The following is a 21,608-nucleotide window of genomic DNA, read 5'->3' as shown; positions in this document are numbered from 1 at the left end:
ATTAAATGAGCCTAAATTTAGAATGAAGGAAAAGTGTATGTTTAAGGTAAAAATTAATATGAGTTAGGAGGAAATCAATGAGATTTAAATCTGTAAATGTAATAATCATTATATTCATATCATTAATTTTGACTATGAGTTACGCATTAAAACAAGAGCCATTATATATATTACAACCAGGATTTTATATAAAAAATATAGGTACTTTAAAAGATAAAGATAAGGATGGCATAAATGATGTAGAAGATATATTATCTGGAGCTAGACAAGAAATAAAAAATAAAACGGTATATAAAAATGGGTATTATGAAGGAGGTTATCCTCCAGAATATGAGGGCGTATGTACCGATGTAATTTGGAGAGCATATGAAAATGCTGGATATGATTTAAAGTTATTAATAGATGAAGACATAAGGGACAGTTTAGAAGATTATCCTAGAATTAATGGAAATCCCGATTCAAATATAGATTTTAGAAGGGTGAAGAATCAGCACATTTTTTTTGAGAAATATGGCAAAAGTTTAACTATAGATGTAATTCCTAATGATTATGATAATTTAAGTCAATGGCAGCCTGGAGATTTAGTTGTATTAAAAAAACCCGATCATATAGCTATTGTTTCAGATAAAAAAGGAAAAGATGGTGTTCCATATATAATACATAATGCAAAAGATTATCCTCAGGAAGTTAATCATTTATTGTATTGGAGTGAGGAAGGTAGGATAATAGGTCATTATAGATATTTTGATTGAGTAGAATATAGATAGTTTTTATGATATAATGGACGACAGTAGATTAATAGTTATGTGTGAAATGATGTTAGGAATGGAAATAACATAAATGGATTTTAGAAGATTATTAATTCTGTGGATAAGTCTATAGGTTTTAAAAATGAAAATATAATTAATAATATGATTAGAAAACTTATTTAAGGAAATTATATTAAATAAGTTTGTCTTAATTATAATATGCAATCATAATATGGTATACAGGATTGATTTTGGAGGTAATTATGAAAATTGGAATATTTGATTCAGGAGTTGGAGGTATTACTGTTTTAAAGGAAGCTTTAAGACAATTACCTAATATGGAATACATATATTATGCGGATACTGCTAATGTTCCTTATGGAACTAAACCTAAGGAAGAAGTAAGGGAATATATATTTGATGTAGTTAAATTTTTAGCTAAGAAGAATATTGATGCATTAGTTATAGCCTGTAATACAGCTACAAGTATTGCCGTCAAGGATTTAAGGGAGAAATATAGATTTCCAATTATAGGAATGGAACCTGCAGTTAAACCAGCAGTAGAGAAAAGTGAAGGTAAAAAGGTATTAGTTACAGCTACTTCTTTGACTCTCAAAGAAAAGAAATTTAATGATTTAGTAACTAAATTAAATTCAGAAGATATAGTACAACCATTACCATTACCTAAATTAGTAGAGTTTCCAGAGAATTTTATATTTGATGAAGACATTATTATTCCTTATTTAAAGGGGAAGTTATCTTCATATAATCTAAAGGATTATAGTACTATTGTTCTTGGATGTACTCATTTTCCTTTTTATAGAGAATATTTTAAAAGAATAGTTCCTGAGCATATAGATATAATAGATGGAAATGCTGGAACTATAAATCATTTAAAGAATATTTTAAATATAAAAGATGTTAATACATTGAAAGGTGATACTAAGGTAACCTTTTATTTATCTGGAAAAGAAGATGATGAAATATTAAAGAAGTATTTAGATATCATTGATTAATAGTAAAACTCAGGATTAAATCCTGAGTTTTTATCATTTAAATATTTTGCTGAATTTTCCTTCATTGTATAATTCTACTAGATCATCATATCCACCAATAAATTTTTTATTTACAAATATTTGAGGAACAGTATTACAACCAGTAAACTTTTCTAATCTATTTAATCCTTCTATGTTATCACTTATTTCTATTTCCTCATATTTGATATTTTCCTTATCTAATAAATTCTTAGCTTTAGTACAGAAAGGACAAGTACTAAAGGTGTATAGTTTTACTTCTTTATTCATTAGAATACCTCCTAAATTTATGTTGATTTATTATTATCTATAAATTATAACATTATTATTAATTGAGAATTGCACTTGTTAACTTTCTGTATTATTAATTGACAAGGTTATGGGATTGTAATAGAATGAAGTTGAAATATAATAGAAATCTGGGGAGCTGTATAGATTAGCTGAGAGGAGACTTATTTAGTTTCGACCCATAAAACCTGCACTGGATAATGCCAGCGAAGGGAGAATATTGTCTAATTTATTTTCTGATAGTATATCACCCCTTCGTTATATAACGAAGGGATTTTTTGTATTATTAAAGGAGGGATAAGATGTCAAATGTGAATGTAAGTTTACAGATCTTACCAATGGTAAAGGAAGAAAATATATATGATGTTGTAGATAAAGTTATAGATTATATTGATTCTTGTGGGGTGAAATACGAAGTAGGCCCTATGGAAACAACTATGGAGGGTGAATTTGATAAATTAATAGATATAGTTAAGGAAGCACAGACTATATGTGTAAAGGAAGGAGCTTCTAGAGTTGTATCTGTAGTTAAGATAGATTATAAATCAGAAGGTGTGACAATGAATGAAAAGGTGGGAAAGTATAGAGGATAAAGTAATACCGACAGTATTCTTTGTTGTGTTGATCTTTTTATGGGAATATATTGTACAAGTAGGCTTGATAGAAAGGTATATATTACCTTCTCCTACCGATATTATAAAAGCTTTTCCAGATATGCATCCAGATATATGGAAACATGTAATTACAACTGTCCAAGAAGCTGCCTTAGGATTTGGAATAGCAATTTTATTATCAATTATCTTGGCAATACTAATGGACAATGTAAAAATCATTAAAAAGGCATTATATCCCATAATAGTAATTTCACAAACAGTTCCAATAATAGCTTTAGCGCCATTATTTGCAGCTTGGTTTGGATTTGGTAAACTTCCAAAGATAATTGTAGTAGTGCTTGTATGTTTTTTTCCAATATTAGTTAGTTTAATTCATGGCTTGGAAAGTGTAGATAAGGATTTATTAAATTTGTTAAAGTCTATGGGAGCAAGTAAATTTCAGATATTTAAGATGGTGAAATTTCCAGCTACATTAATCAGTTTTTTTTCAGGGTTGAGAATAGCGGCTACATATAGTATTATGGGAGCCATTATAGGAGAATGGTTAGGGGGAAAGTCGGGTTTAGGTGTTTATATGCTAAGAGTTAAGCAGTCTTTTGCTTTGGATAAATTTTTTGGAGCGATAGTTATAATAGTGGTTCTTAGTATAATGTTATTTAAAATTATTGCCACTTTACAAGGAATGTTGATGCCCTGGGAAAAGGAACAAAATAAATCATAAGAGGTGTTAAACATGAAAAAGATAATTTCATTAATGATAATAATATCTATATTAGGAACAATTTCAGTGGGATGTGAAAGTGAAGATAATACTGCAGAAAATGAAGAATTGGAAAAAGTAACAGTTATATTAGACTGGATACCAAATACTAATCATACAGGTTTATATGTAGCAAAGGATAAGGGATATTATGAAGAAGAAGGATTAGATGTGGAGATAATACAACCTTCTGAGGGAGGTACAGCTGATTTAATAGCATCTGGACAAGGAGAATTTGGTATTAGTTATCAGGAGGAAGTTACTTATGCTAGAACAGCAGAGAAACCATTACCTATAAAGGCAATTGCAGCAGTGATACAGCATAATACTTCTGGATTTGCATCTTTAGAGGAAAAAGGGATAACTAGTCCTAAGGATTTTGAAGGTAAAGAATACGGTGGATGGGGAGCCCTTATGGAAGAAGCTATGTTAAGGGCGGTTATGGATAAGGATGGAGGAAATTTTTCTGAATTGAATATGGTTAATATAGGAAGTTTAGATTTCTTTACAGCGGTAAAAGAGCATGTGGATTTTACTTGGATATATTATGGATGGGATGGAATAGCATCAGAAGTTAAAAATGATCCTATTAATTTTATTAAATTACAAGACTTTGATGAAAATTTAGATTTTTATACGCCTACTATAATAGCAAATGAAGAATTAATAGAAGGTGAACCTGAATTAATTGAAAGATTCTTAGCTGCCACAACTAAGGGCTATGAATATAGTATAGAAAATCCTGAGGATGCAGTAGAATCTCTATTAAAGGATAATAGTGAGATAGACAGAGATATAGCAATAGAAAGTCAAAAGTATTTAGCAAATGAATATCAAGCAGAAGTCGATAGATGGGGTGAAATGAAGCCCGAAATGTGGGCGAATTTCGCCAATTGGATGTATGAAAGGGACTTAATAGAAAATGAATTAGATGTGGAAGAGGCTTTTACTAATGAATTCTTGCCAGAAAAATAAGGTTTTAATAAAAGGAGTAAGTAAAAGTTTTGAAAATTTGCTTATAGTAGATGATATTTCTATAGAATTAAGGGAAAAAGAATTTGTAACTATATTAGGTCCAAGTGGTAGTGGAAAGAGTACATTATTTAATATAATATCAGGGTTAATAAAGCCGGATAGTGGAAAGGTTTATATTGAAGGAGAAGATTTTACTGGTAAAACAGGAAGAGTAAGTTATATGTATCAAAAAGATTTATTATTATCGTGGAAAAAAATCATTGATAATGTATCTATGCCTTTAATTATAAAGGGAGAAAGAAAAGAAGATGCTAGAGAAAAAGTAAAAAAGTATTTTGAGATTTTTGGTCTAGAAGGATTTGAGTATAAATATCCTCATCAATTATCTGGAGGGATGAAGCAGAGAGCAGCTCTTATGAGGACATATATGTTTTCAAAAGATATAATTCTTTTGGATGAACCTTTTGGAGGTTTAGATGCAATAACTAAATCTAAGATGCAGTCTTGGCTACTGGATATATTAGATAGATTAGAAGCTTCAATATTATTTATAACTCATGATATTGAGGAAGCGATATTTCTGTCAGATAGGATATATATTTTGTCTGATAGACCAGCAAGAATAAAAGAAGAGATAAAAATTGATATATCAAAACCTAGAAACAGTGATGTTATAACAACAAATAAATTTAATAATATAAAAAGACATATTCTAGATTTACTATAAGCACAAAGGATGGGATATAAATGGCGTTTTTTGATAGCGAAGCAAAGACCTATGATTCCTGGTATGATACAAAGTTGGGAGAGTTTGTGGATGAGATTGAAAGAAAATGTGCTTTTAATCTTTTTTTACCCTTTGAAGGTAAAAGAATATTAGATATAGGTTGCGGTACAGGAAATTACAGCATTAGATTAGCTAAATTAGGATATGAGGTAGTAGGGATAGACATATCTGATGAAATGTTAGATATAGCAAAAGAAAAGGCAAAAGGAAAGAAACTTGATATTGAATTTTATAATATGGATATATATGATTTAAAATTTGATGATAATGAATTTGATGGAGCCTTTTCTATGGCAGCTTTTGAATTTGTAGAGGATACTGAAAAAGCTTTAGATGAAATATTTAGAGTTATAAAATCAGAAGGACAAGTATTAATTGGTACAATAAATAAGGACAGTAATTGGGGAGAATTATATCTTTCAGAAGATTTTCAAAAGAATTCGGTGTTCAAATATGCTCATTTCAAGACGATGGGAGATTTCACTAGAATATATCAAAATAAAATAGTGAATAAAAGAGAATGTCTTTTTATACCACCATCAATTAATGTAGAAGATATATCTATAGAGAAGGAAAAGGCACTTTCTCATAATGAAAGAGGTGGCTTCATATGTGTTCTATGGAAAAAATAGCCTCTTGTGAAATTTCTTTTATACCTATTAATAGTGGACAGTATCTAAAGGATATTGATAGGGTTTTAGATATAATAAGAGATTCGAAATTGGAATACAATATAGATATCTTATCTACAACAATAAGGGGAAATAAAAATAAAGTATTAAATTTAATTTCTACAATATATAATGACTTAGATTCTCAATGTGATTTCACAATGGATATAAAGATATCAAATATTTGCGGATGTAAAGGATAGCATAAGAAGCTATCCTTTTTGATTATCTTAAAATATTTAATATATATTCTACATTGTATTTAATAATAGTAAAAATCAAATCTGTTTTAGTTTTATTATCTAGAGTAGTAAAATCATTTTTCAAAGTATTAATTAGTTCTATTGGGATTTCTCTGTTGTAATTAGTTAATAGTATCGCTTTTATTATATTATTGGCTAGGGATCTTGATTCTTCAGTATCTTCTAATAGTATTACAATATCATTTATAAATTCTTTTTGGTCTGTATCTATATATTTTTCAATAGCTTTATCATTATTAATTTTATAAATGATTTTTAGATTATTATCATTTATATTTATATCGACTATATCTATTTCGTTAAAATTAGAGTTATCTATATATAAATTTTTTTCTGATTTAGATAATCCTAAAGGGTTTAAAATTAATTTTGGGATTGGTAATTTGCCTATTTTTACATTATTTAAATCAAAATATATTTTATCTTCCTTTATTATAGTTGTTATATCCATAGTTATTGTGCTAGGAATATTCTTAAGTTTTCCTTTTAATTTTATATTGTCTTGGTTTAAGTATAGATATAAATTTTCAAATTTCATATTAAAGAAAATATCTTTTGAATTTAATTTATTCATTAGTTTTGGAATTACTAATCCATTGAATTCTTCTTCTGTAAGTTCAATATTGCTTTCAGAATATATATCCAGTTCAGATTGTAGAATTAATTTATCTATTAAATAGTCTTTGTCTAATTTTTTTGCAGTATTAATTTCATCATTTGAAAACAATAATATACTTGTTATTATAATTACAATAAAAAATACTAATAATGGTTTTCTTAATTTCATAGGTTCCTCCTAAATAATTGTATGAATATATTTTTCTATATAGATTATATATTATATCTGTGGTTATAATCTATATTATAGAAAAAATAAATAGAAAAGTATAGGAGATATTTTGTAAGATGAAATTTATATCAAATAATGAAGATATTGAAGTGATAGCTTATGGTTATTCTCACAAGCCTTATTTGAAAGAAAAGGATAATATTATATATTGCAATTCTGGCAGTGTAGGAAGAAGAAGGTTCAAATTGCCTATTAGTTATGGAACTATGAGTATTCATAAAGATGATATTAATATTAAAATATATGAATTGTTTAATAATGAAATTTTTTTTAATAAAAGTTTTAGAAAAATAAATATAATATAAGGTTATAATAAGAGTTCAAATGATATATAATTAAGATTATTATATATAAAGTAAACTATTATATATAAAGTAAACTATTAAATATAAATAATAGTTTTTCATATATTTGTTGAGATATTCGTAGGGAGGAAAAAGATATGGAAACTAAAAAATTATATTCAAAGGGAGAAGAGATAACTAATTCTATATTACATGGTATAGGATTAGGATTTGCAATAGCAGCTTTAACTCTTCTAGTAGTATTAGCTTCAAATTATGGAGATGTATGGTATGTAGTTAGTTTTGCTATATATGGTTCTACATTAATTATTTTATATTTATCTTCAACGTTATATCATAGTTTTCCTGTAGGGAGTGTAAAGGATATTTTTCAAGTATTTGATCATGCCTCTATTTATTTATTGATTGCAGGTACATATACTCCTCTTACATTAATACCTTTGAGGGGAAAACTTGGTTGGAGTATATTTGGAATAGTATGGGGAATAGCTCTTATAGGAATAGTGTTTAAAATATTTTTTGTGAAGAAATTTGTTATAATGTCAACTATTTTATATATAGTTATGGGATGGTTGATAATAATAGCTATTAAACCGTTGATAAATACTATAAGTACTATTAGTATAGTATTTTTAGTTTTAGGGGGAATTTTTTATACTGTAGGAACTATATTTTTTATAAATAAAAAAATAAAATTTAATCATGCTATATGGCATTTATTTGTATTAGCAGGAAGTGCATGTCATTTTTTCACTATACTTTTTTTGTTGCCAAACATGGGATAGTTGAAATTTTAGAACAAAAAATAAAGATACTTAAATTTAAGTATCTTTATTTTTTGTTCAAACTTATTAATTTACCTCTTTGAGCTACATTATCGGTTTCATTTTCTCTTATTTTTATAATATTAGTTAAATTAATAAGAAAAAATACATTATAAATAACAATAAATCATAATATATATTAGATTATTTTAAATGGGGTGTATATTATGAAATATGATTTACCTTTAGAATTAAGAGAAATTATAGATGGATGTGAAATTACAAAAAATAATAAGGGATGGTCTGAAAGTGATGTATTTCAAATAGAAGATATATTAAAAGAAAAAGAGTATTATTTAAAAATATCTCCTGATGATGATTCTTCCTATTTAATATCTGAGAAAGAAAAACTAGAGTGGCTTCAAGATAAAATTCCGGTACCTAAGATTCATTTTTTTAAAGTAGAAAAGGGATTTCAATATTTATTAACATCTAAAATTTTAGGAGAAGATGCTTTGTCACGTAATGTTCGTAGAAGACCAATTATGTTAATTAAGGCAGTTGCTAAGGGATTAAAAAAAATTCATGCTATTGATATTGAGGATTGTCCTTTTGATGAAAGATTAGAAAATAAGCTAAATTTAGTAAAGGATATCCATATAGAAAATAAGAGGTTAAATTCACCAATAGATAGAATAAGAAATAAGAATATATTGGATTTGTATAATTATCTTATAGAAAACAAAAAAGAAGAAGAAGATTTAGTTTTTACTCATGGAGATTATTGCTTTCCAAATATCATTATAAATGGTGAGAATATATCTGGATTTATCGATGTAGGTAGGGCAGGAATAGGAGACAGATATGTAGATTTGTCTTTGATTATTAGGAGTATAAGAATAAATTATAGAAATAATAAATTGGTAGATAAATTTATTGAAGAATATGGATTAGATTATATAGATTCAGATAAATTAAAATATTATACCCATTTAGATGAATTGATAAATTAATTTTTATAAAGATAGCTTGATTAGTATAATTAAGCTATCTTTTATGATATAATAGAACTAACGTTCTTTATATGGAGGTACAAAAGATGAAAGGCAAGACACATTTAGTATTAGGAATAGCAGCTGGGGTTACAGTTGTCTTAAATAGAGAGACTCATAGTTTGCCTATGATGATATTAGGTACATCAATAGGATCTCTGATGCCTGATATTGATCATCCTAAAAGTAAAATTAATCAAAAACTATTAACACAGAAGAATAAAGCATATAAGATTTTATTTTATTCTTTAGTGGGAATCATTCTATTATATATTTATACATTAAAGAATAATGAGATCTATTTATTGTCAGGTTTAATATCAATTTTGATAGGCGTTTCTAGACATAGAGGTTTTACTCATAGTATTCTCGGAATATTTCTTTTTATGAAATTAGGAAATGAGCTTATTAATAGATTTGGTTATTATGATATATATTTAGGATTCTTAGTGGGTTATATATGTCATCTTTTTTCAGATTTTTTCACGAAAGGTGGAATAGAAGTATTTTATCCTTTTAGTGAAAATTTTTCTTTTCCACTAAATATTAAAGCTGGAGGTATAGTAGAAAATACTATAGTTTTTATAATGGGATTGTATTCATTTTATGTGATATTAAAATATTTAGGATTAGCAGTATAGAAATCTAGCTGTACCACTAGACCAGTTTTAAGGATTAATGATGTATTTATAGATCTTTTAGAAAATAAAGAATATGAAATCGTATATATTGTTGAGTAATTGAATATTTAATCCCTTCTTGTGATTTGAATCACAGAGTTATATTTATAGATATATTATCATGTATTTAGAAAGAAAACAGGGAGGTTGATTAAATGTCAATGTTTTGTTATCAATGTCAAGAGACAGCTAAAGGCCAAGGTTGTACTGTAAGAGGAGTTTGTGGAAAAACTAGTGATGTATCAAATTTACAAGATTTATTGATATATTTATTGAAAGGAATATCATTATACAGTACAGAGGCAAGAAAATTAGGGGTAGAAAATGATAAAGTTAATGTGTTTGTGATGGATGTATTGTTTAATACGATTACTAATGCGAATTTTGATAAGGAATTTTTTATTAATAGGGTGAAAGAAGCTCTTGAAATAAGAGATGATATTAAAAATGCATTTGTAAATGCTGGTGGAAATGTAGAAAAAATAAATCATGATTCAGCTCTTTGGAGAAGTAATGATCGTGATGAAATAATAGAAAAATCAGAAAAAGTTGGAATTCTTCAAACAGAAAATGAGGATGTAAGATCATTAAGAGAACTTATCACTTATGGAATCAAAGGTATGGCAGCTTATACTGAGCATGCACATAATTTATCATATGAAGATAAATCAATTCATGGATTTATGCAAGAAGCTTTAGCAGCTACATTAGATGACAGTTTAACTGCAGATGATTTAGTAGCATTAACATTGAAAACTGGTGAATATGGTGTTAAGACTATGGCGTTGTTAGATGAAGCTAATACTTCAACTTATGGTAATCCAGAAATTACTAAAGTTAATATTGGAACCAGAAATAATCCAGGTATCTTAGTAAGTGGTCATGATTTAAAAGACTTTGAAGAATTATTAAAGCAAACAGAAGGATCTGGAGTAGATGTATATACTCATAGCGAAATGTTACCAGCAAATTATTATCCAGCATTTAAGAAATACGATCATTTTGTAGGAAACTATGGAAATGCATGGTGGAAACAAGATAAAGAGTTTGAAAGTTTCAATGGAGTAATCCTTATGACTACAAACTGTTTGGTACCACCAAAGGCTTCATATAGAGATAGAGTATATACTACCGGAGCAGTTGGTTTTGAAGGATTAACTCATATTGAAAAAGATGAAAATGGAAAGAAAGATTTTTCACAAATCATAGAGCATGCGAAGAAATGTGAAGCTCCTATAGAAATAGAAAAAGGAGAAATTGTTGGAGGTTTTGCTCATGACCAAGTATTTAAATTAGCAGACAAAGTAGTAGATGCTGTTAAGACTGGAGCAATCAAGAGGTTCTTTGTAATGGCTGGTTGTGATGGAAGAATGAAATCAAGAAATTACTACACTGAATTTGCTGATAAACTTCCAAATGATACAGTTATACTTACAGCAGGATGTGCTAAATATAAATACAATAAATTGGATTTAGGAGATATCGGTGGAATTCCAAGAGTATTAGATGCAGGGCAATGTAATGATTCATATTCATTAGCTGTTATTGCAATGAAGCTTAAGGAAGTATTTGAATTAGAAGACATTAATGATTTACCAATATCTTATAACATTGCGTGGTATGAGCAAAAAGCTGTTATAGTATTACTTGCTTTATTACACTTAGGAGTTAAAGATATTCATCTTGGACCAACATTACCAGCATTCTTATCACCAAATGTAGCTAATGTATTAGTTGAAAACTTTGGTATTGCTGGAATAGGGGAAGTGGAAAGTGATATTGAAATGTTTATGAATGGAACAAAATAATTAGAACAAATATATAGATAAAATAAAGGATCCTTAAGATTTAAATCTTAAGGATCCTTTATTTATGATATTAATAATAAAAGGATCATATATATGGCCCTTTCTACTAAGTATTATTTGTTTAATGCTTCCAATAAGGTATTTATATCCATTCCATGAACCATAGCAGCTTGTTCCAAGGATTCCATTTGACTTGATGGACATCCTATACATCCCATGCCATGGGCCATTAATATTTCAGCTGCCTCAGGTTTTGCTCTTAATATCTCAGCTATTAACATATCTTTAGTTATTTTAGACATTGTTATTCCTCCTATTTTTTATTATTTTATGTTCTAATATATCATTACTTAAATTAAATTTGTATGTGTATGAATCATTTGCATTTTCAATGAAGTTTTTAGTCCATAATTTTCTTAAACCATATAAAACATCAAGATTTCCATTAACTGCTTCCCAATATTTCTTATGAAGGCAATTTATTACCTTCCATTGTAATTCGTCATTTTCTTGTAATACTATATTATTTGCATTATCACAAGGCATTCCATCTAATATATAATTATTTAAAGCTTTAAATAATTCTGGAGCTGTAGATACTGGATATTTTTCCTTAGCATCTTCACCACAATTGGTACCTTGCTTTTTAAATTCATTTTCTATTATATTTAAACTTTCTTCTGGGAATTTATCCAATACTGTGGTTACAAAGTCAGCAAATCTTCCTTCTGCTATATTAATTTTATTTTGTAACCATCCATGAATATTATTTGTATCAATTAATTCTTCTAAAGGTTTATTTTCTATAAAATCATCATATTTATTAGTGAAGTATTCGTGAGTTTGTGGTATTTCATTTCCATATTGTTTTTCTAAACTATGTAATATATTCTTTTCTAAGCTTTCATGGGTTTTTATTTTATTAAATAACCAAATATGTATTGGTCCTAAAAATTTACTCAATTAATTACCTCCTCTTTCTTACTTAGTATAAGTATATCTTTAATAAAATATTAAAAAAGTGATTTGCATCACGATTTATATTATTTTTTACTTTTTATATGATAATAGCTGTGATAAACTAAGGAAAATATGATAGTTATGAAGTACCTGTTTTAATTGAAATAGATACTTTTTTATTCTAATTAATCAAATTTGATATATTTATAGAAAAATGAAGGATTTTATGGATTTGTGTCGAATATATGTTCTGTAATGGAGGTGTAGTAATGAATATTTCATTTGTTCATACAGGAGATGTACATATAGGTATGAAGTTTGTAAAAGGAGAGATGAGTGGAGAACTAGGAAATGAAAAAAGAAGAGACATAATGGATACTTTTTTAAAAGTTATTGATAGATGTGATAAAAAAAATATAGATTTTCTTTTTATTGCTGGAGATTTGTTTGAAGATGAAGTTTGCTCTATTGCAGATTTAAAGATAATTAATGATAGATTTAAGCAATTAAAGAAAACAAAAGTAATAATGATTACAGGGAATCATGATTTTTTAAATGAAAAATCTTTATATAAATTGATTGATTGGAATGAGAATGTATATTTACTTGATAATAAAATGATAGAGAAAATCAGCTTTAAGGAAGAAAATATAGATATTTGGGGTATGAGCTGGTATGAAAAAGAGAAAGGAAAAGAAAATTTTAAAAATATAAGTTTAGATCATGATAAATATAATGTATTACTTTTACATGGAGATGTTTTTGATAAAAATTCTAGATATTTTCCTATTAATAAAAAAGATATTCAAGATTTAGGATTTGATTATATAGGGTTAGGGCATATACATAAACCTCAACATATATCTGAAAACATTGTTTATCCGGGAAGTCCTGAGCCCTTAGATTTTGGCGAGTTAGGTGATCATGGAATTATAGAAGGAAAAATATGGGGTAATAATTTAGATACAAAATTTATTCCTATTAGTAAAAGAAAGTATCATATTGTGAATATAGAAATTAATCAAAAAATGAGTTATAACGATGTTATGTCTCGATTATTAGATATAGCTTCTGAAACTATTAAGCAAAAGGATTTTTTTAGAATTATTATTAAGGGTTTTATAGATAGAGATTTAAAGGATAAGATTAAAGAAATGGAGTTTATATTGAATGAAAAGTTTTATTTTATTGAAATAATAGATAAAACAAAACCTGATTATGATTTAGATAAATTGTTAATTGAAAATGAAAATAATATAATTGGTGAGTTTATTAAAGAGATGATAAATCAAGGGTCAGATAATGAAATAATTAATAGAAGTTTATATTTAGGATTAGAAGAGTTACTTAGGGAGAAGGTGAGTTTAAATTGAGAATTGAAGAACTTATTATTCTTTCATTTGGAAAGTTCAAAAATAGAAATATTAAATTATCAGAAGGACTTAATCTTATTTATGGAGAAAATGAAGCAGGAAAGAGTACCATTCATAAATTTATAGAAGGAATGTTTTATGGCTTTTTTAAATCTTATACCAAAACTAAAAGATATAATAATAGTTATGATAGATATTTTCCATGGAATACTAATCAATATAAAGGGACATTAAAATATTTTAATGATAATAGTATTTATAGGATAGAACGAAATTTTGAAAAAGGTAATGATGAAGTTAGAGTATTGGATGAAAAGACTGGAGAAGATATCTCAAATATGTGTGAATATAATCCTATTACTAGAGTTATAGAACCTACCTCTTTACATATTGGAATTAATAAGAGTATTTATAAAAATACTATAAGTATTGCTCAACTTAATAATAAGACCGATGGAAATTTTGGAAGAGAAGTAAAGGATAAATTAATAAATCTAGGGGGAACTTTAGATAATGAGATATCTGTTAAGAATGTGATAGAAAGGTTAGAAAAAAAAGTTGATAATATTGGTACAAAAAATAGATTGAAAACATCTCCTTATGGAAAAGTTATTAGAGATTTAAATAAGTTAAACAAGGAAAGAGATAAATCTTATAAGATGTTTGAAAATACTAAGGAATATCAATATAAGATTACTAAATTAAAAAAGGAATTAGAAAGATTAATAAAGAAAAAAGATAAATTAGAAAATGATGTATATAAATACAAATGCAAAGAGATAGGTGATAAATATATTAAGGTTAAGGATTTATTAAATGAAATCGATGATCTTCACAAGGAAGCATATAAATTAAAAAGGTTTAAAAATATTAAAATAGAAGACTATGGTGAAATAATAAAACATGAAAATACTGTGGAGACAATGGAAGAAAATATATTGAGGATTAAAAAAAACATATTAAATATAGAAGAAAAATTAAATGATATAAATATATTAATGAATGGAGATAATTTATTAAAAGAAAATAATTTATTAAAAGAAAATCTTAGTATATATGAGGGTTTAAAGCATAAAGTAAAAGCAAGAAAATTCTTTTTTGGAGTCTTTTGTTTGATAATAATATTAGGATTATATTCAGGATATTTTTATCATAATATTTTCTATATTTTGTCTGGAATTATATTTTTATTTAATATATATATTGGTTTTAAAATTAAAAGTATAAATAATTCTATATTAGATGAAAAAGTTATAATAAAAGAACTAGAGGATGAAAAGATTAAAAAACAGAACGAATTAAGAGATACAGAGAAATTTCTTCATAATCAATTAATTGAAAAAAATACTGAAATAGAAAGATTGAAAACTAAATTAGCTGAAGAAAATATGGGTATTAAGTTTATATTGAATAAAAATGATTTTAATAATATAGATGATTTGAAAAAGGGGATAGAAAAGAAAAGATTATATGAAGAAGTAAACAATAAGATAAATTATAAAAGAGACATATTAAGTGGTATTTTAATGAAAGATACTTTTGAAGAATTAGAAGAAAAAGTTAAAAAGTGTATGAACGTGTCTATAGAAAATATTAATATTAAAGAAGATATTATGGAAGAGTTGGAAGAATTAAAAAATAGTATTACAATTAAAGATAAAGAGATATCTAATTTAGAAGAAAAGGTTAATACTATGCATTCATTATTTAGACCTATACAAGAAATAGATGAAGAAATATCTATAAAGAGGAGCTTAATAGATAAATATGAAAAAGAACTTGATGCTATTAATATAGCTAAATCTACTATAGAAAAAATTTCAAAAAACATTCATAGAGAATTTGCTCCTAAATTAAATGAAAAAGTATCTAGAATTATTAATGATATTACTTATGGTAGGTATAAAGAAGTAAAAATAACAGAAAGTTTGGAAATGAAGATTATAGATAGAAATAACAATCTAATAGATATAAATTCTCTAAGTTATGGTACTATAGATCAAATATATTTTTCGTTAAGATTTGCTATTATAGATATAATAAAAAAAGATAAGAATATTCCTTTAATACTAGATGATTGTTTTATTCAATATGATGATGAAATACTGTCAAATATTTTAGATTTTATATATAAAGAATCAATGAATAGACAGATTATTTTATTTACTTGTCAAAATAGAGAACAAAATATACTTAATAATAAAGAATATAAATTTAGTTATATTGAAATATAATATAGATGCTGAGGTGAAATAATGGCTATATATGGAATTGCAGATTTGCATTTAGATTCTATAGGTGATAAACCTATGGATATTTTTGGAAAAGAATGGATAAATCATGAAGAAAATATATTTAATAGTTGGAAGAAAAAAATTAAAGAAGATGATATTGTATTAATTCCTGGGGATATTAGTTGGGCATTAAAATTAAAAGATGCTATTATTGATTTGGAAAAAATAGATAAGCTTCCTGGATATAAAATAATTAGTAAAGGAAATCATGATTATTGGTGGGAAACGAAATCAAAACTTGAGGGATTAGAATTGAAAAGTATTCATTTTTTATATAATGATGGATATGAATATGAAAATATAGGGATTGCTGGTACTAGAGGATGGTGTTCAAAGGATAGTGATGATTTTAGAGAAAAAGATAATAAAATATTTAATAGGGAATTAAATAGATTAAAACTTTCTTTGGATCAAATTAAGAATTTATCTAAGAAGATTGTTATGATACATTATCCTCCATTTAATTCTGATGGAACACCTAATGAATTTATAGATATAATGAATCAATATAATGTAGAAATATGTGTATATGGTCATTTACATGCTGACGGACATAGATATGTTAGAGAAGGTATATATAAAGATATAAATTGTATATGTATAGCTAGTGATTTTATAAAATTTAGTCCCATAAAGATTTTAGATTAAATGATTATCAATTTTTTTTTCGGTTATAATTGAGTTAGATTTAATATCTAGTATTCCGTTAGAGAGTATAGTTGCCTCTTTTATATTTTTAATATTGTATATTTCTTTTTTTTGTAATGTGTTGATTAACCAATCTTTATCTTTTTTTATAGTATAAAGATTTTCATATAATATTTTACCATTTTTTATGATTGTAATAGGTAATACTATTTTACAATTGTATTTACTAAATTTTTTAGGTTTAATGATAAAAAAAACTAAAAATGAAATGAATAATAATACTATAATCATAATTATACCTCCAAAGATTATTATTATCGAATTTTATAATATTATACAAAGGAGTGATGAGATGGCTAAGGAACTTGAGGTAAAAGTCTTAGGTATTAATAGAAAAGAAATAGAAGAAAAGTTAACTAATATAGATGCGATAAAAATAAAGGATGAATATCAAAAGAATATAATATTGGATACTGAAGATAATATAATTGAAGAAAAATATAATGGTTATTTAAGGATAAGGGAAACAAAAAATTATATGAATAATGAGAAAAAAATAAATGTAACATTGAAGCAAATATTATCTGACGAGATTTATAGAGAAAATAAGGAATTTGAATCATCTATTGATAATCCTAAAGCGTTATTAGAGATTTTTAAAATATTAGGACTTACCATTAAATATATTGGATATAAGGAAAGAGTTTCTTATAAATATGAAGATATTCTTTTTGAGATTGATACATGGGATAATGATACATATCCAGAAACTTATATGGAGATTGAAATACAACGAAAAGATGATTTAGATAAAGCTATTAATATGTTAAATTTAGATAAAAATTCAATTACTACAAAATCAATAACAGAATTGAGAAAAGAAATAGGAATGGAATAAATAATAGCTAAAAATTCACCTTTATTTATAATAAACATATTATATTTGTATGAGAAGTTATTACAGAATAGAGGTGAATACTTTTGAATAATAAATTACCTGCTACAATGGAAAAATCCTCTTTTCCTCAGATTATAGGACTTATGATTTTTGTGTTTTTTTTATTAACTAAAGATAATAATTTAAAACTTGACATTAGTAAATTAAATTTTAACAAAGACTATAATAAACAAGTTAAAATGATGAAAGGTATAAAAGAGTATTTTCCTGATGAACAACAGGTTCTTTTATCAAAGATACAGGATATTTTTGATGTTTTAAGTAAGATTAATAGGATAAAATCTGATGAATATGATGAAGTAATACAATCTCAAAGCAATTTGCCTAGTATTGATAAAAAAGAGAAAATTCTAGCTGAATTAGGTAAATATAGTGATAGTAAAAATAAAGAATTGATTGATAAAGTAGTTGATACTAAAAGAAATATTTTTAAAACAAAAGATAATATAGAAAGACATAAAAAAATGGTAGAAAGTAAAGAAATGAGCAAATTAGAGTCTATTGCATTATTTATGGATTGTTTTAAACCAATATTAAGGGATGACATGAATAAAAAAGTAAGAAAAGTAGAGAAGGTTATGGAAGCATTAATGATTCCCTATGAAGATATATAAAGTCCATTGATATGAATATTTCTTAGAGGCCATTGGTCTCTTTTGCTTTTATAAATTTTATTGTATTATTTATAAGAGAGGAGGAATATAATGAAGGTTGGATTATGCCAAATGAAAATTAAAAAAGATAAGAGAAAGAATTTGTTAAGGGCTGAAAAGATGATAAATGAAGCTTCAAAATTAGGAGCTGATATTATAGTATTACCAGAAATGTTTAATTGTCCTTATGATAATAGCTACTTTGAAGAATATAGTGAGATAGAAGGAGAAAGTGAAACTTTAAAATTAATCTCTAATATAGCAAAAAGTATAAAGAAATACATAATAGCAGGTTCTATACCTGAAAATGATAATGGACATATATATAATACTAGCTATGCTTTTAATAAAAAGGGAGATATTATAGATAAGCATAGGAAAATTCATTTGTTTGATATTGATGTTGAGAATGGTGTTACATTTAAAGAATCAGATGTTTTAAGTAGAGGAGATAGTTATACAGTTTTTGATACAGAATATTGTAAAATAGGACTCCAAATATGTTATGATATTAGATTTCCTGAATTATCAAGATTGATGGTAAAGGATGGAGCAGATATAATAATAACTCCTGCATCTTTTAATATGACAACAGGACCTGCCCATTGGAAAGATTTATTTAAAGTAAGAGCTTTAGATAATCAAGTTTATACGATTGGATGTAGTGGAGCTTTGAATGAAGAGGCTAGTTATAATTCTTATGGTCATTCTATTATTGTAAGTCCTTGGGGAGATATTATTAATAATTTAGAATTTGAAGAAGACATTTTGATTGAAGAAATTGATTTAAATAGAATAAATGATATTAGAGAGCAATTGCCATTATTAAAACATAGAAGGTTAGATTTATATGATGTAATAAATAAAAAAGATTAGACTTAAGTCTAATCTTTTTTATTTATTCGACTGTTTTATCCCTTTCTCTAAATAGTAAACTAATGGAATATAATCCTGCTAATCCTACTAGACCATATACTACTCTGCTTAAAAAGGTAGTTTGACCGCCAAACAAGGAAGCCACTAAGTCAAATTGAAATAATGCTATTAACCCCCAATTTAATGCTCCTATAATTACAAGTATTAGAGCAAATCTATCCATTAAATATACCTCCTTAAATATAATTAAAATTTAATTATAAATAGTATTGCTAATATTTACATATATTATACATTTCAATATTTTTTATAATTATGCATTGTAACTTTAATAAATATAGTTGAATAATATGAATTGAGAAAATAAAAATATAAAGGGTGATATACATGTATTATTATACAAATAATTATTTTTCTAGAAATAATACTTCATATTCAAGAATATTACATGCTTCCCCAGATGCACCAGGGATGGATATATATTTAAATAATACATTGATTGGAAGAAATTTAACTTATAGAAATTTTACAGAATATATTCCATTAATGAGTGGTAGATATAGATTAGATATTTTTCCTACAGGAACAACTTCTAATCCAGTCATAAGTAGAGATATAGATGTAATACCGGATACTGATACTACTATTGCAATTAAAGGGTTGTTAGAAGATATAGATTTTTTAATAGTAAATGATACTGCTGCTAGAATCCCTTCAAATATGGCTGAAATTAAATTTGTTCATCTTATACCAGACGCACCGAGGGTAGACGTAACACTACCAGATGGCAGAAAACTATTTGAAAATATAGCTTTTAATGAAGTAAGTGAAAAATCAACAATTGAACCTGGTAGATATACAGTACAATTAAGAGTTGCAGGAACTGATAATATAATATTAACTGTTCCTAATGTAGTACTTAATTCAGGAAGATATTATACAATATATGGAGTAGGAACAATGAATGGTGCTAAACCTTTACAGGCTTTAATAGCATTAGATAAAGCCTCTTATTAAAAAAGATGATCGTTAACGATCATCTTTTTTTCCCATTTGATTCATAAATTCCATTGCTTGATTTAACCCATTTATTAATTCTGAGTGGATTTTTTCTTTTGCTGCTTCTTCTTTACCTTCTATTACAGTAATTCTACAAATATTCTTACCTATTTCTAATTTTTTAAAGTCTTCTTTTAGAATAGATTTTAATCCGTCTAATATCATTTTTTTATTTGTTTTTTCCTGTAAATAGGACTCATATTGATTTTGTACTGATATCAAGATTCTTTTTTCTTCGTCAAGTTTTATATATTTAATAAAAAAGTTTAGAGTATCCATATTTAGAACGCCCTCCATTGTTTAATAATTTATTTAATACAAAGTTTATATTATATTAAATAAAATTTCAATAAAATAACGGGGAATTTTTTAAAATTCTTCTATTTTAAATAGAATCCTTGACATAAACGAATATGTGTTCTATCTTATATGTAGGACTAGATGGAGGGAAGAGAATGAGAAAAAAATTTAATTTAGAGATAATAAGTGATAAATTAGCAGAAGAAATGTGGGGAAATATTCAAGAAAAGTTTATTATAATAAGCGGAGTAATATTATATGAGTGCAAAGATTATAAAGGAATAATATTTAATAATAAAGATTTTAATATAAACAAAGATTTTGAAAGAAAAATAAATCCAATGATATTGATTGAAATTTATGAGTATAGAGGGAAAGAATATGTCATTGAGCGTACAAATAAAAAAGAAAAAATTCCTAAAAAATTAGAAAGTAAGTTTAAAAATAAAAAATATAATGAAAGAATATCAATTTTTGCATTAACTGAAGAATATGTGAAACTAATTAAATATTATCACAAAGATATACTGAAGAATATATATGAGAAAAAAATAGATATAAAATCTAAAAAATATAAATCTTTAAATGGATATACAAGTAATGAGAAAAAAGAAGCCATTAGATATTTAGCATTAAATGCTCCAGAATTTATAAAAAGTAAGGATAGAAAGAAAGCTATAAAAGTTTTAGATGAAAAATTAAATAAGGAAATAAAGGATTTAGAAATGAGGAGTGAAAACAATAATATAAGTAAAGAATTATTAAAGGATAAATATCTTCAAAGTAAAGAATTAATCAGATAGGAGACCAACGTGTTCAAAGATAAAAATGATTTATTAAATCAAGATTTTTCTCTTTCATTATTGGTTATAATTAGAGTAATGTTA

Annotated in this window: 28 protein-coding genes and 1 riboswitch; of the genes, 21 read left to right on the top strand and 7 right to left on the bottom strand. The window is 25.8% G+C overall.

All coding sequences use genetic code 11. The features are described 5' to 3' along the window. Positions 1 to 77 precede the first annotated feature (77 nt). Both GOQ29_RS01670 and murI read left to right on the top strand, forming a co-directional pair. Positions 78 to 752: a DUF1287 domain-containing protein gene (locus GOQ29_RS01670; RefSeq protein ID WP_252187480.1), complete on the top strand. Its 675-nt coding sequence runs from the start codon at positions 78 to 80 to the stop codon at positions 750 to 752. Between the two features lie 260 nt (positions 753 to 1,012). Further along, the gene (murI, locus tag GOQ29_RS01665) at positions 1,013 to 1,765 is read left to right on the top strand and encodes a glutamate racemase (RefSeq protein ID WP_203370790.1); all 753 of its coding nucleotides are present in this window, start codon (positions 1,013 to 1,015) and stop codon (positions 1,763 to 1,765) included. A 33-nt stretch (positions 1,766 to 1,798) separates the two neighbouring features. Here murI and GOQ29_RS01660 read toward each other — a convergent pair whose 3' ends face one another. Next, entirely contained in the window at positions 1,799 to 2,053 is a 255-nt protein-coding gene (locus tag GOQ29_RS01660) for a glutaredoxin domain-containing protein (RefSeq protein ID WP_203370788.1), read from the bottom strand. A gap of 140 nt (positions 2,054 to 2,193) precedes the next feature. Continuing rightward, a riboswitch (TPP riboswitch) is annotated at positions 2,194 to 2,303 on the top strand. A 70-nt stretch (positions 2,304 to 2,373) separates the two neighbouring features. Here GOQ29_RS01660 and GOQ29_RS01655 point away from each other — a divergent pair. From GOQ29_RS01655 to GOQ29_RS01630, 6 genes are read left to right on the top strand one after another with little or no spacing between them, the layout of a single operon-like run. Beyond that, entirely contained in the window at positions 2,374 to 2,664 is a 291-nt protein-coding gene (locus tag GOQ29_RS01655; protein WP_203370786.1) for a thiamine-binding protein, read from the top strand. Beyond that, positions 2,636 to 3,406 carry an ABC transporter permease gene (locus tag GOQ29_RS01650; protein WP_203370784.1) on the top strand — a complete coding sequence of 257 codons (771 nt, stop codon included), beginning with the start codon at positions 2,636 to 2,638 and terminating at the stop codon, positions 3,404 to 3,406. The genes GOQ29_RS01655 and GOQ29_RS01650 overlap by 29 nt, the downstream gene beginning before the upstream one ends. Before the next feature lie 12 nt (positions 3,407 to 3,418). Continuing rightward, a complete protein-coding gene (locus GOQ29_RS01645) occupies positions 3,419 to 4,420 on the top strand; it encodes an ABC transporter substrate-binding protein (protein WP_203370782.1) in 1,002 nt (333 codons plus the stop codon). After that, positions 4,398 to 5,147, top strand: a complete 750-nt coding sequence (locus tag GOQ29_RS01640; protein WP_203370780.1) for an ABC transporter ATP-binding protein — start codon at positions 4,398 to 4,400, stop codon at positions 5,145 to 5,147. The genes GOQ29_RS01645 and GOQ29_RS01640 overlap by 23 nt, the downstream gene beginning before the upstream one ends. Before the next feature lie 20 nt (positions 5,148 to 5,167). After that, the gene (locus tag GOQ29_RS01635; protein ID WP_203370778.1) at positions 5,168 to 5,839 is read left to right on the top strand and encodes a class I SAM-dependent methyltransferase; all 672 of its coding nucleotides are present in this window, start codon (positions 5,168 to 5,170) and stop codon (positions 5,837 to 5,839) included. Further along, positions 5,827 to 6,081: a YkoF family thiamine/hydroxymethylpyrimidine-binding protein gene (locus tag GOQ29_RS01630; RefSeq protein WP_203370776.1), complete on the top strand. Its 255-nt coding sequence runs from the start codon at positions 5,827 to 5,829 to the stop codon at positions 6,079 to 6,081. The genes GOQ29_RS01635 and GOQ29_RS01630 overlap by 13 nt, the downstream gene beginning before the upstream one ends. Before the next feature lie 22 nt (positions 6,082 to 6,103). On the opposite strand, the gene GOQ29_RS01625 is transcribed toward GOQ29_RS01630, so the two are convergent. After that, complete coding sequence (locus GOQ29_RS01625; RefSeq protein ID WP_203370774.1) at positions 6,104 to 6,928, bottom strand: hypothetical protein; 825 nt, start codon at positions 6,926 to 6,928, stop codon at positions 6,104 to 6,106. A gap of 119 nt (positions 6,929 to 7,047) precedes the next feature. On the opposite strand from GOQ29_RS01625, the gene GOQ29_RS01620 reads away from it, so the two are divergent. The 5 genes from GOQ29_RS01620 (at position 7,048) to hcp (ending at position 11,600) form a co-directional block, all read left to right on the top strand. Then, a complete protein-coding gene (locus GOQ29_RS01620; protein WP_203370772.1) occupies positions 7,048 to 7,296 on the top strand; it encodes a metallophosphoesterase family protein in 249 nt (82 codons plus the stop codon). Positions 7,297 to 7,433: 137 nt separating this feature from the next. Continuing rightward, complete coding sequence (gene trhA, locus GOQ29_RS01615) at positions 7,434 to 8,081, top strand: PAQR family membrane homeostasis protein TrhA (RefSeq protein WP_203370770.1); 648 nt, start codon at positions 7,434 to 7,436, stop codon at positions 8,079 to 8,081. Positions 8,082 to 8,287: 206 nt separating this feature from the next. Beyond that, a complete protein-coding gene (locus GOQ29_RS01610) occupies positions 8,288 to 9,073 on the top strand; it encodes an APH(3') family aminoglycoside O-phosphotransferase (RefSeq protein WP_203370768.1) in 786 nt (261 codons plus the stop codon). An 86-nt stretch (positions 9,074 to 9,159) separates the two neighbouring features. Continuing rightward, positions 9,160 to 9,753, top strand: coding sequence for a metal-dependent hydrolase (locus tag GOQ29_RS01605; RefSeq protein WP_203370766.1), 594 nt, complete (start codon positions 9,160 to 9,162; stop codon positions 9,751 to 9,753). A 194-nt stretch (positions 9,754 to 9,947) separates the two neighbouring features. Next, positions 9,948 to 11,600 carry a hydroxylamine reductase gene (hcp, locus tag GOQ29_RS01600; protein WP_203370764.1) on the top strand — a complete coding sequence of 551 codons (1,653 nt, stop codon included), beginning with the start codon at positions 9,948 to 9,950 and terminating at the stop codon, positions 11,598 to 11,600. A 113-nt stretch (positions 11,601 to 11,713) separates the two neighbouring features. On the opposite strand, the gene GOQ29_RS01595 is transcribed toward hcp, so the two are convergent. Beyond that, complete coding sequence (locus GOQ29_RS01595) at positions 11,714 to 11,902, bottom strand: DUF1858 domain-containing protein (protein ID WP_203370762.1); 189 nt, start codon at positions 11,900 to 11,902, stop codon at positions 11,714 to 11,716. Then, positions 11,895 to 12,563, bottom strand: coding sequence for a hypothetical protein (locus GOQ29_RS01590; protein WP_203370760.1), 669 nt, complete (start codon positions 12,561 to 12,563; stop codon positions 11,895 to 11,897). The genes GOQ29_RS01595 and GOQ29_RS01590 overlap by 8 nt, the downstream gene beginning before the upstream one ends. A gap of 266 nt (positions 12,564 to 12,829) precedes the next feature. Here GOQ29_RS01590 and GOQ29_RS01585 point away from each other — a divergent pair, with 266 nt between their 5' ends. Genes GOQ29_RS01585 through GOQ29_RS01575 form a run of 3 tightly spaced genes read left to right on the top strand, consistent with a single transcriptional unit; the run spans position 12,830 to position 16,875 of the window. Beyond that, on the top strand, positions 12,830 to 13,933 hold the full coding sequence (locus GOQ29_RS01585) for a metallophosphoesterase family protein (RefSeq protein WP_203370758.1): 1,104 nt from the start codon (positions 12,830 to 12,832) through the stop codon (positions 13,931 to 13,933). Next, positions 13,930 to 16,167 (top strand): ATP-binding protein, encoded by a 2,238-nt coding sequence (locus tag GOQ29_RS01580; protein ID WP_203370756.1) that lies wholly within the window; start codon positions 13,930 to 13,932, stop codon positions 16,165 to 16,167. Before GOQ29_RS01585 ends, GOQ29_RS01580 begins: the two co-directional genes overlap by 4 nt. Positions 16,168 to 16,188: 21 nt before the next feature. After that, complete coding sequence (locus GOQ29_RS01575) at positions 16,189 to 16,875, top strand: metallophosphoesterase (RefSeq protein WP_203370754.1); 687 nt, start codon at positions 16,189 to 16,191, stop codon at positions 16,873 to 16,875. Here GOQ29_RS01575 and GOQ29_RS01570 read toward each other — a convergent pair. Then, positions 16,867 to 17,166 carry a YetF domain-containing protein gene (locus GOQ29_RS01570; protein WP_203370752.1) on the bottom strand — a complete coding sequence of 100 codons (300 nt, stop codon included), beginning with the start codon at positions 17,164 to 17,166 and terminating at the stop codon, positions 16,867 to 16,869. The genes GOQ29_RS01575 and GOQ29_RS01570 overlap by 9 nt on opposite strands. A gap of 61 nt (positions 17,167 to 17,227) precedes the next feature. Here GOQ29_RS01570 and GOQ29_RS01565 point away from each other — a divergent pair, with 61 nt between their 5' ends. The 3 genes from GOQ29_RS01565 to GOQ29_RS01555 all read left to right on the top strand — a co-directional run bounded on the left by GOQ29_RS01565 (position 17,228) and on the right by GOQ29_RS01555 (position 19,362). Next, entirely contained in the window at positions 17,228 to 17,773 is a 546-nt protein-coding gene (locus tag GOQ29_RS01565) for a class IV adenylate cyclase (protein ID WP_203370750.1), read from the top strand. A gap of 83 nt (positions 17,774 to 17,856) precedes the next feature. After that, positions 17,857 to 18,447 carry a hypothetical protein gene (locus GOQ29_RS01560; RefSeq protein WP_203370748.1) on the top strand — a complete coding sequence of 197 codons (591 nt, stop codon included), beginning with the start codon at positions 17,857 to 17,859 and terminating at the stop codon, positions 18,445 to 18,447. Positions 18,448 to 18,537: 90 nt separating this feature from the next. Beyond that, positions 18,538 to 19,362, top strand: a complete 825-nt coding sequence (locus tag GOQ29_RS01555) for a carbon-nitrogen hydrolase family protein (RefSeq protein ID WP_203370746.1) — start codon at positions 18,538 to 18,540, stop codon at positions 19,360 to 19,362. Between the two features lie 22 nt (positions 19,363 to 19,384). On the opposite strand, the gene GOQ29_RS01550 is transcribed toward GOQ29_RS01555, so the two are convergent. Next, complete coding sequence (locus GOQ29_RS01550; RefSeq protein WP_203370744.1) at positions 19,385 to 19,585, bottom strand: DUF378 domain-containing protein; 201 nt, start codon at positions 19,583 to 19,585, stop codon at positions 19,385 to 19,387. 164 nt (positions 19,586 to 19,749) lie between these two features. Between GOQ29_RS01550 and GOQ29_RS01545 the strand changes: the two genes are divergently transcribed. Further along, positions 19,750 to 20,379, top strand: coding sequence for a DUF4397 domain-containing protein (locus tag GOQ29_RS01545; protein ID WP_203370742.1), 630 nt, complete (start codon positions 19,750 to 19,752; stop codon positions 20,377 to 20,379). A gap of 12 nt (positions 20,380 to 20,391) precedes the next feature. On the opposite strand, the gene GOQ29_RS01540 is transcribed toward GOQ29_RS01545, so the two are convergent. After that, on the bottom strand, positions 20,392 to 20,700 hold the full coding sequence (locus GOQ29_RS01540; protein WP_203370740.1) for a hypothetical protein: 309 nt from the start codon (positions 20,698 to 20,700) through the stop codon (positions 20,392 to 20,394). A 176-nt stretch (positions 20,701 to 20,876) separates the two neighbouring features. Between GOQ29_RS01540 and GOQ29_RS01535 the strand changes: the two genes are divergently transcribed. Further along, positions 20,877 to 21,524: a hypothetical protein gene (locus GOQ29_RS01535; RefSeq protein WP_203370738.1), complete on the top strand. Its 648-nt coding sequence runs from the start codon at positions 20,877 to 20,879 to the stop codon at positions 21,522 to 21,524. Positions 21,525 to 21,608 lie beyond the last annotated feature (84 nt).

It is taken from the genome of Anaeromonas gelatinilytica (assembly GCF_016820635.1).
In the GTDB taxonomy this organism is placed as follows: domain Bacteria; phylum Bacillota; class Clostridia; order Tissierellales; family SIT17; genus Anaeromonas; species Anaeromonas gelatinilytica.
The sequence above is the reverse complement of the archived record's forward strand: the minus strand, read 5'-3'. Positions and strand labels throughout refer to the sequence as shown.

Bases quoted from the DNA above. Each gene is read 5' to 3' on its own strand.
- GOQ29_RS01670 (WP_252187480.1), top strand. From the start codon at position 78: ATGAGATTTAAATCTGTAAATGTAATAATCATTATATTCATATCATTA.
- murI (WP_203370790.1), top strand. From the start codon at position 1,013: ATGAAAATTGGAATATTTGATTCAGGAGTTGGAGGTATTACTGTTTTA.
- GOQ29_RS01660 (WP_203370788.1), bottom strand. From the start codon at position 2,053: ATGAATAAAGAAGTAAAACTATACACCTTTAGTACTTGTCCTTTCTGT.
- GOQ29_RS01655 (WP_203370786.1), top strand. From the start codon at position 2,374: ATGTCAAATGTGAATGTAAGTTTACAGATCTTACCAATGGTAAAGGAA.
- GOQ29_RS01650 (WP_203370784.1), top strand. From the start codon at position 2,636: ATGAAAAGGTGGGAAAGTATAGAGGATAAAGTAATACCGACAGTATTC.
- GOQ29_RS01645 (WP_203370782.1), top strand. From the start codon at position 3,419: ATGAAAAAGATAATTTCATTAATGATAATAATATCTATATTAGGAACA.
- GOQ29_RS01640 (WP_203370780.1), top strand. From the start codon at position 4,398: ATGAATTCTTGCCAGAAAAATAAGGTTTTAATAAAAGGAGTAAGTAAA.
- GOQ29_RS01635 (WP_203370778.1), top strand. From the start codon at position 5,168: ATGGCGTTTTTTGATAGCGAAGCAAAGACCTATGATTCCTGGTATGAT.
- GOQ29_RS01630 (WP_203370776.1), top strand. From the start codon at position 5,827: ATGGAAAAAATAGCCTCTTGTGAAATTTCTTTTATACCTATTAATAGT.
- GOQ29_RS01625 (WP_203370774.1), bottom strand. From the start codon at position 6,928: ATGAAATTAAGAAAACCATTATTAGTATTTTTTATTGTAATTATAATA.
- GOQ29_RS01620 (WP_203370772.1), top strand. From the start codon at position 7,048: ATGAAATTTATATCAAATAATGAAGATATTGAAGTGATAGCTTATGGT.
- trhA (WP_203370770.1), top strand. From the start codon at position 7,434: ATGGAAACTAAAAAATTATATTCAAAGGGAGAAGAGATAACTAATTCT.
- GOQ29_RS01610 (WP_203370768.1), top strand. From the start codon at position 8,288: ATGAAATATGATTTACCTTTAGAATTAAGAGAAATTATAGATGGATGT.
- GOQ29_RS01605 (WP_203370766.1), top strand. From the start codon at position 9,160: ATGAAAGGCAAGACACATTTAGTATTAGGAATAGCAGCTGGGGTTACA.
- hcp (WP_203370764.1), top strand. From the start codon at position 9,948: ATGTCAATGTTTTGTTATCAATGTCAAGAGACAGCTAAAGGCCAAGGT.
- GOQ29_RS01595 (WP_203370762.1), bottom strand. From the start codon at position 11,902: ATGTCTAAAATAACTAAAGATATGTTAATAGCTGAGATATTAAGAGCA.
- GOQ29_RS01585 (WP_203370758.1), top strand. From the start codon at position 12,830: ATGAATATTTCATTTGTTCATACAGGAGATGTACATATAGGTATGAAG.
- GOQ29_RS01575 (WP_203370754.1), top strand. From the start codon at position 16,189: ATGGCTATATATGGAATTGCAGATTTGCATTTAGATTCTATAGGTGAT.
- GOQ29_RS01570 (WP_203370752.1), bottom strand. From the start codon at position 17,166: ATGATTATAGTATTATTATTCATTTCATTTTTAGTTTTTTTTATCATT.
- GOQ29_RS01565 (WP_203370750.1), top strand. From the start codon at position 17,228: ATGGCTAAGGAACTTGAGGTAAAAGTCTTAGGTATTAATAGAAAAGAA.
- GOQ29_RS01555 (WP_203370746.1), top strand. From the start codon at position 18,538: ATGAAGGTTGGATTATGCCAAATGAAAATTAAAAAAGATAAGAGAAAG.
- GOQ29_RS01550 (WP_203370744.1), bottom strand. From the start codon at position 19,585: ATGGATAGATTTGCTCTAATACTTGTAATTATAGGAGCATTAAATTGG.
- GOQ29_RS01545 (WP_203370742.1), top strand. From the start codon at position 19,750: ATGTATTATTATACAAATAATTATTTTTCTAGAAATAATACTTCATAT.
- GOQ29_RS01540 (WP_203370740.1), bottom strand. From the start codon at position 20,700: ATGGATACTCTAAACTTTTTTATTAAATATATAAAACTTGACGAAGAA.
- GOQ29_RS01535 (WP_203370738.1), top strand. From the start codon at position 20,877: ATGAGAAAAAAATTTAATTTAGAGATAATAAGTGATAAATTAGCAGAA.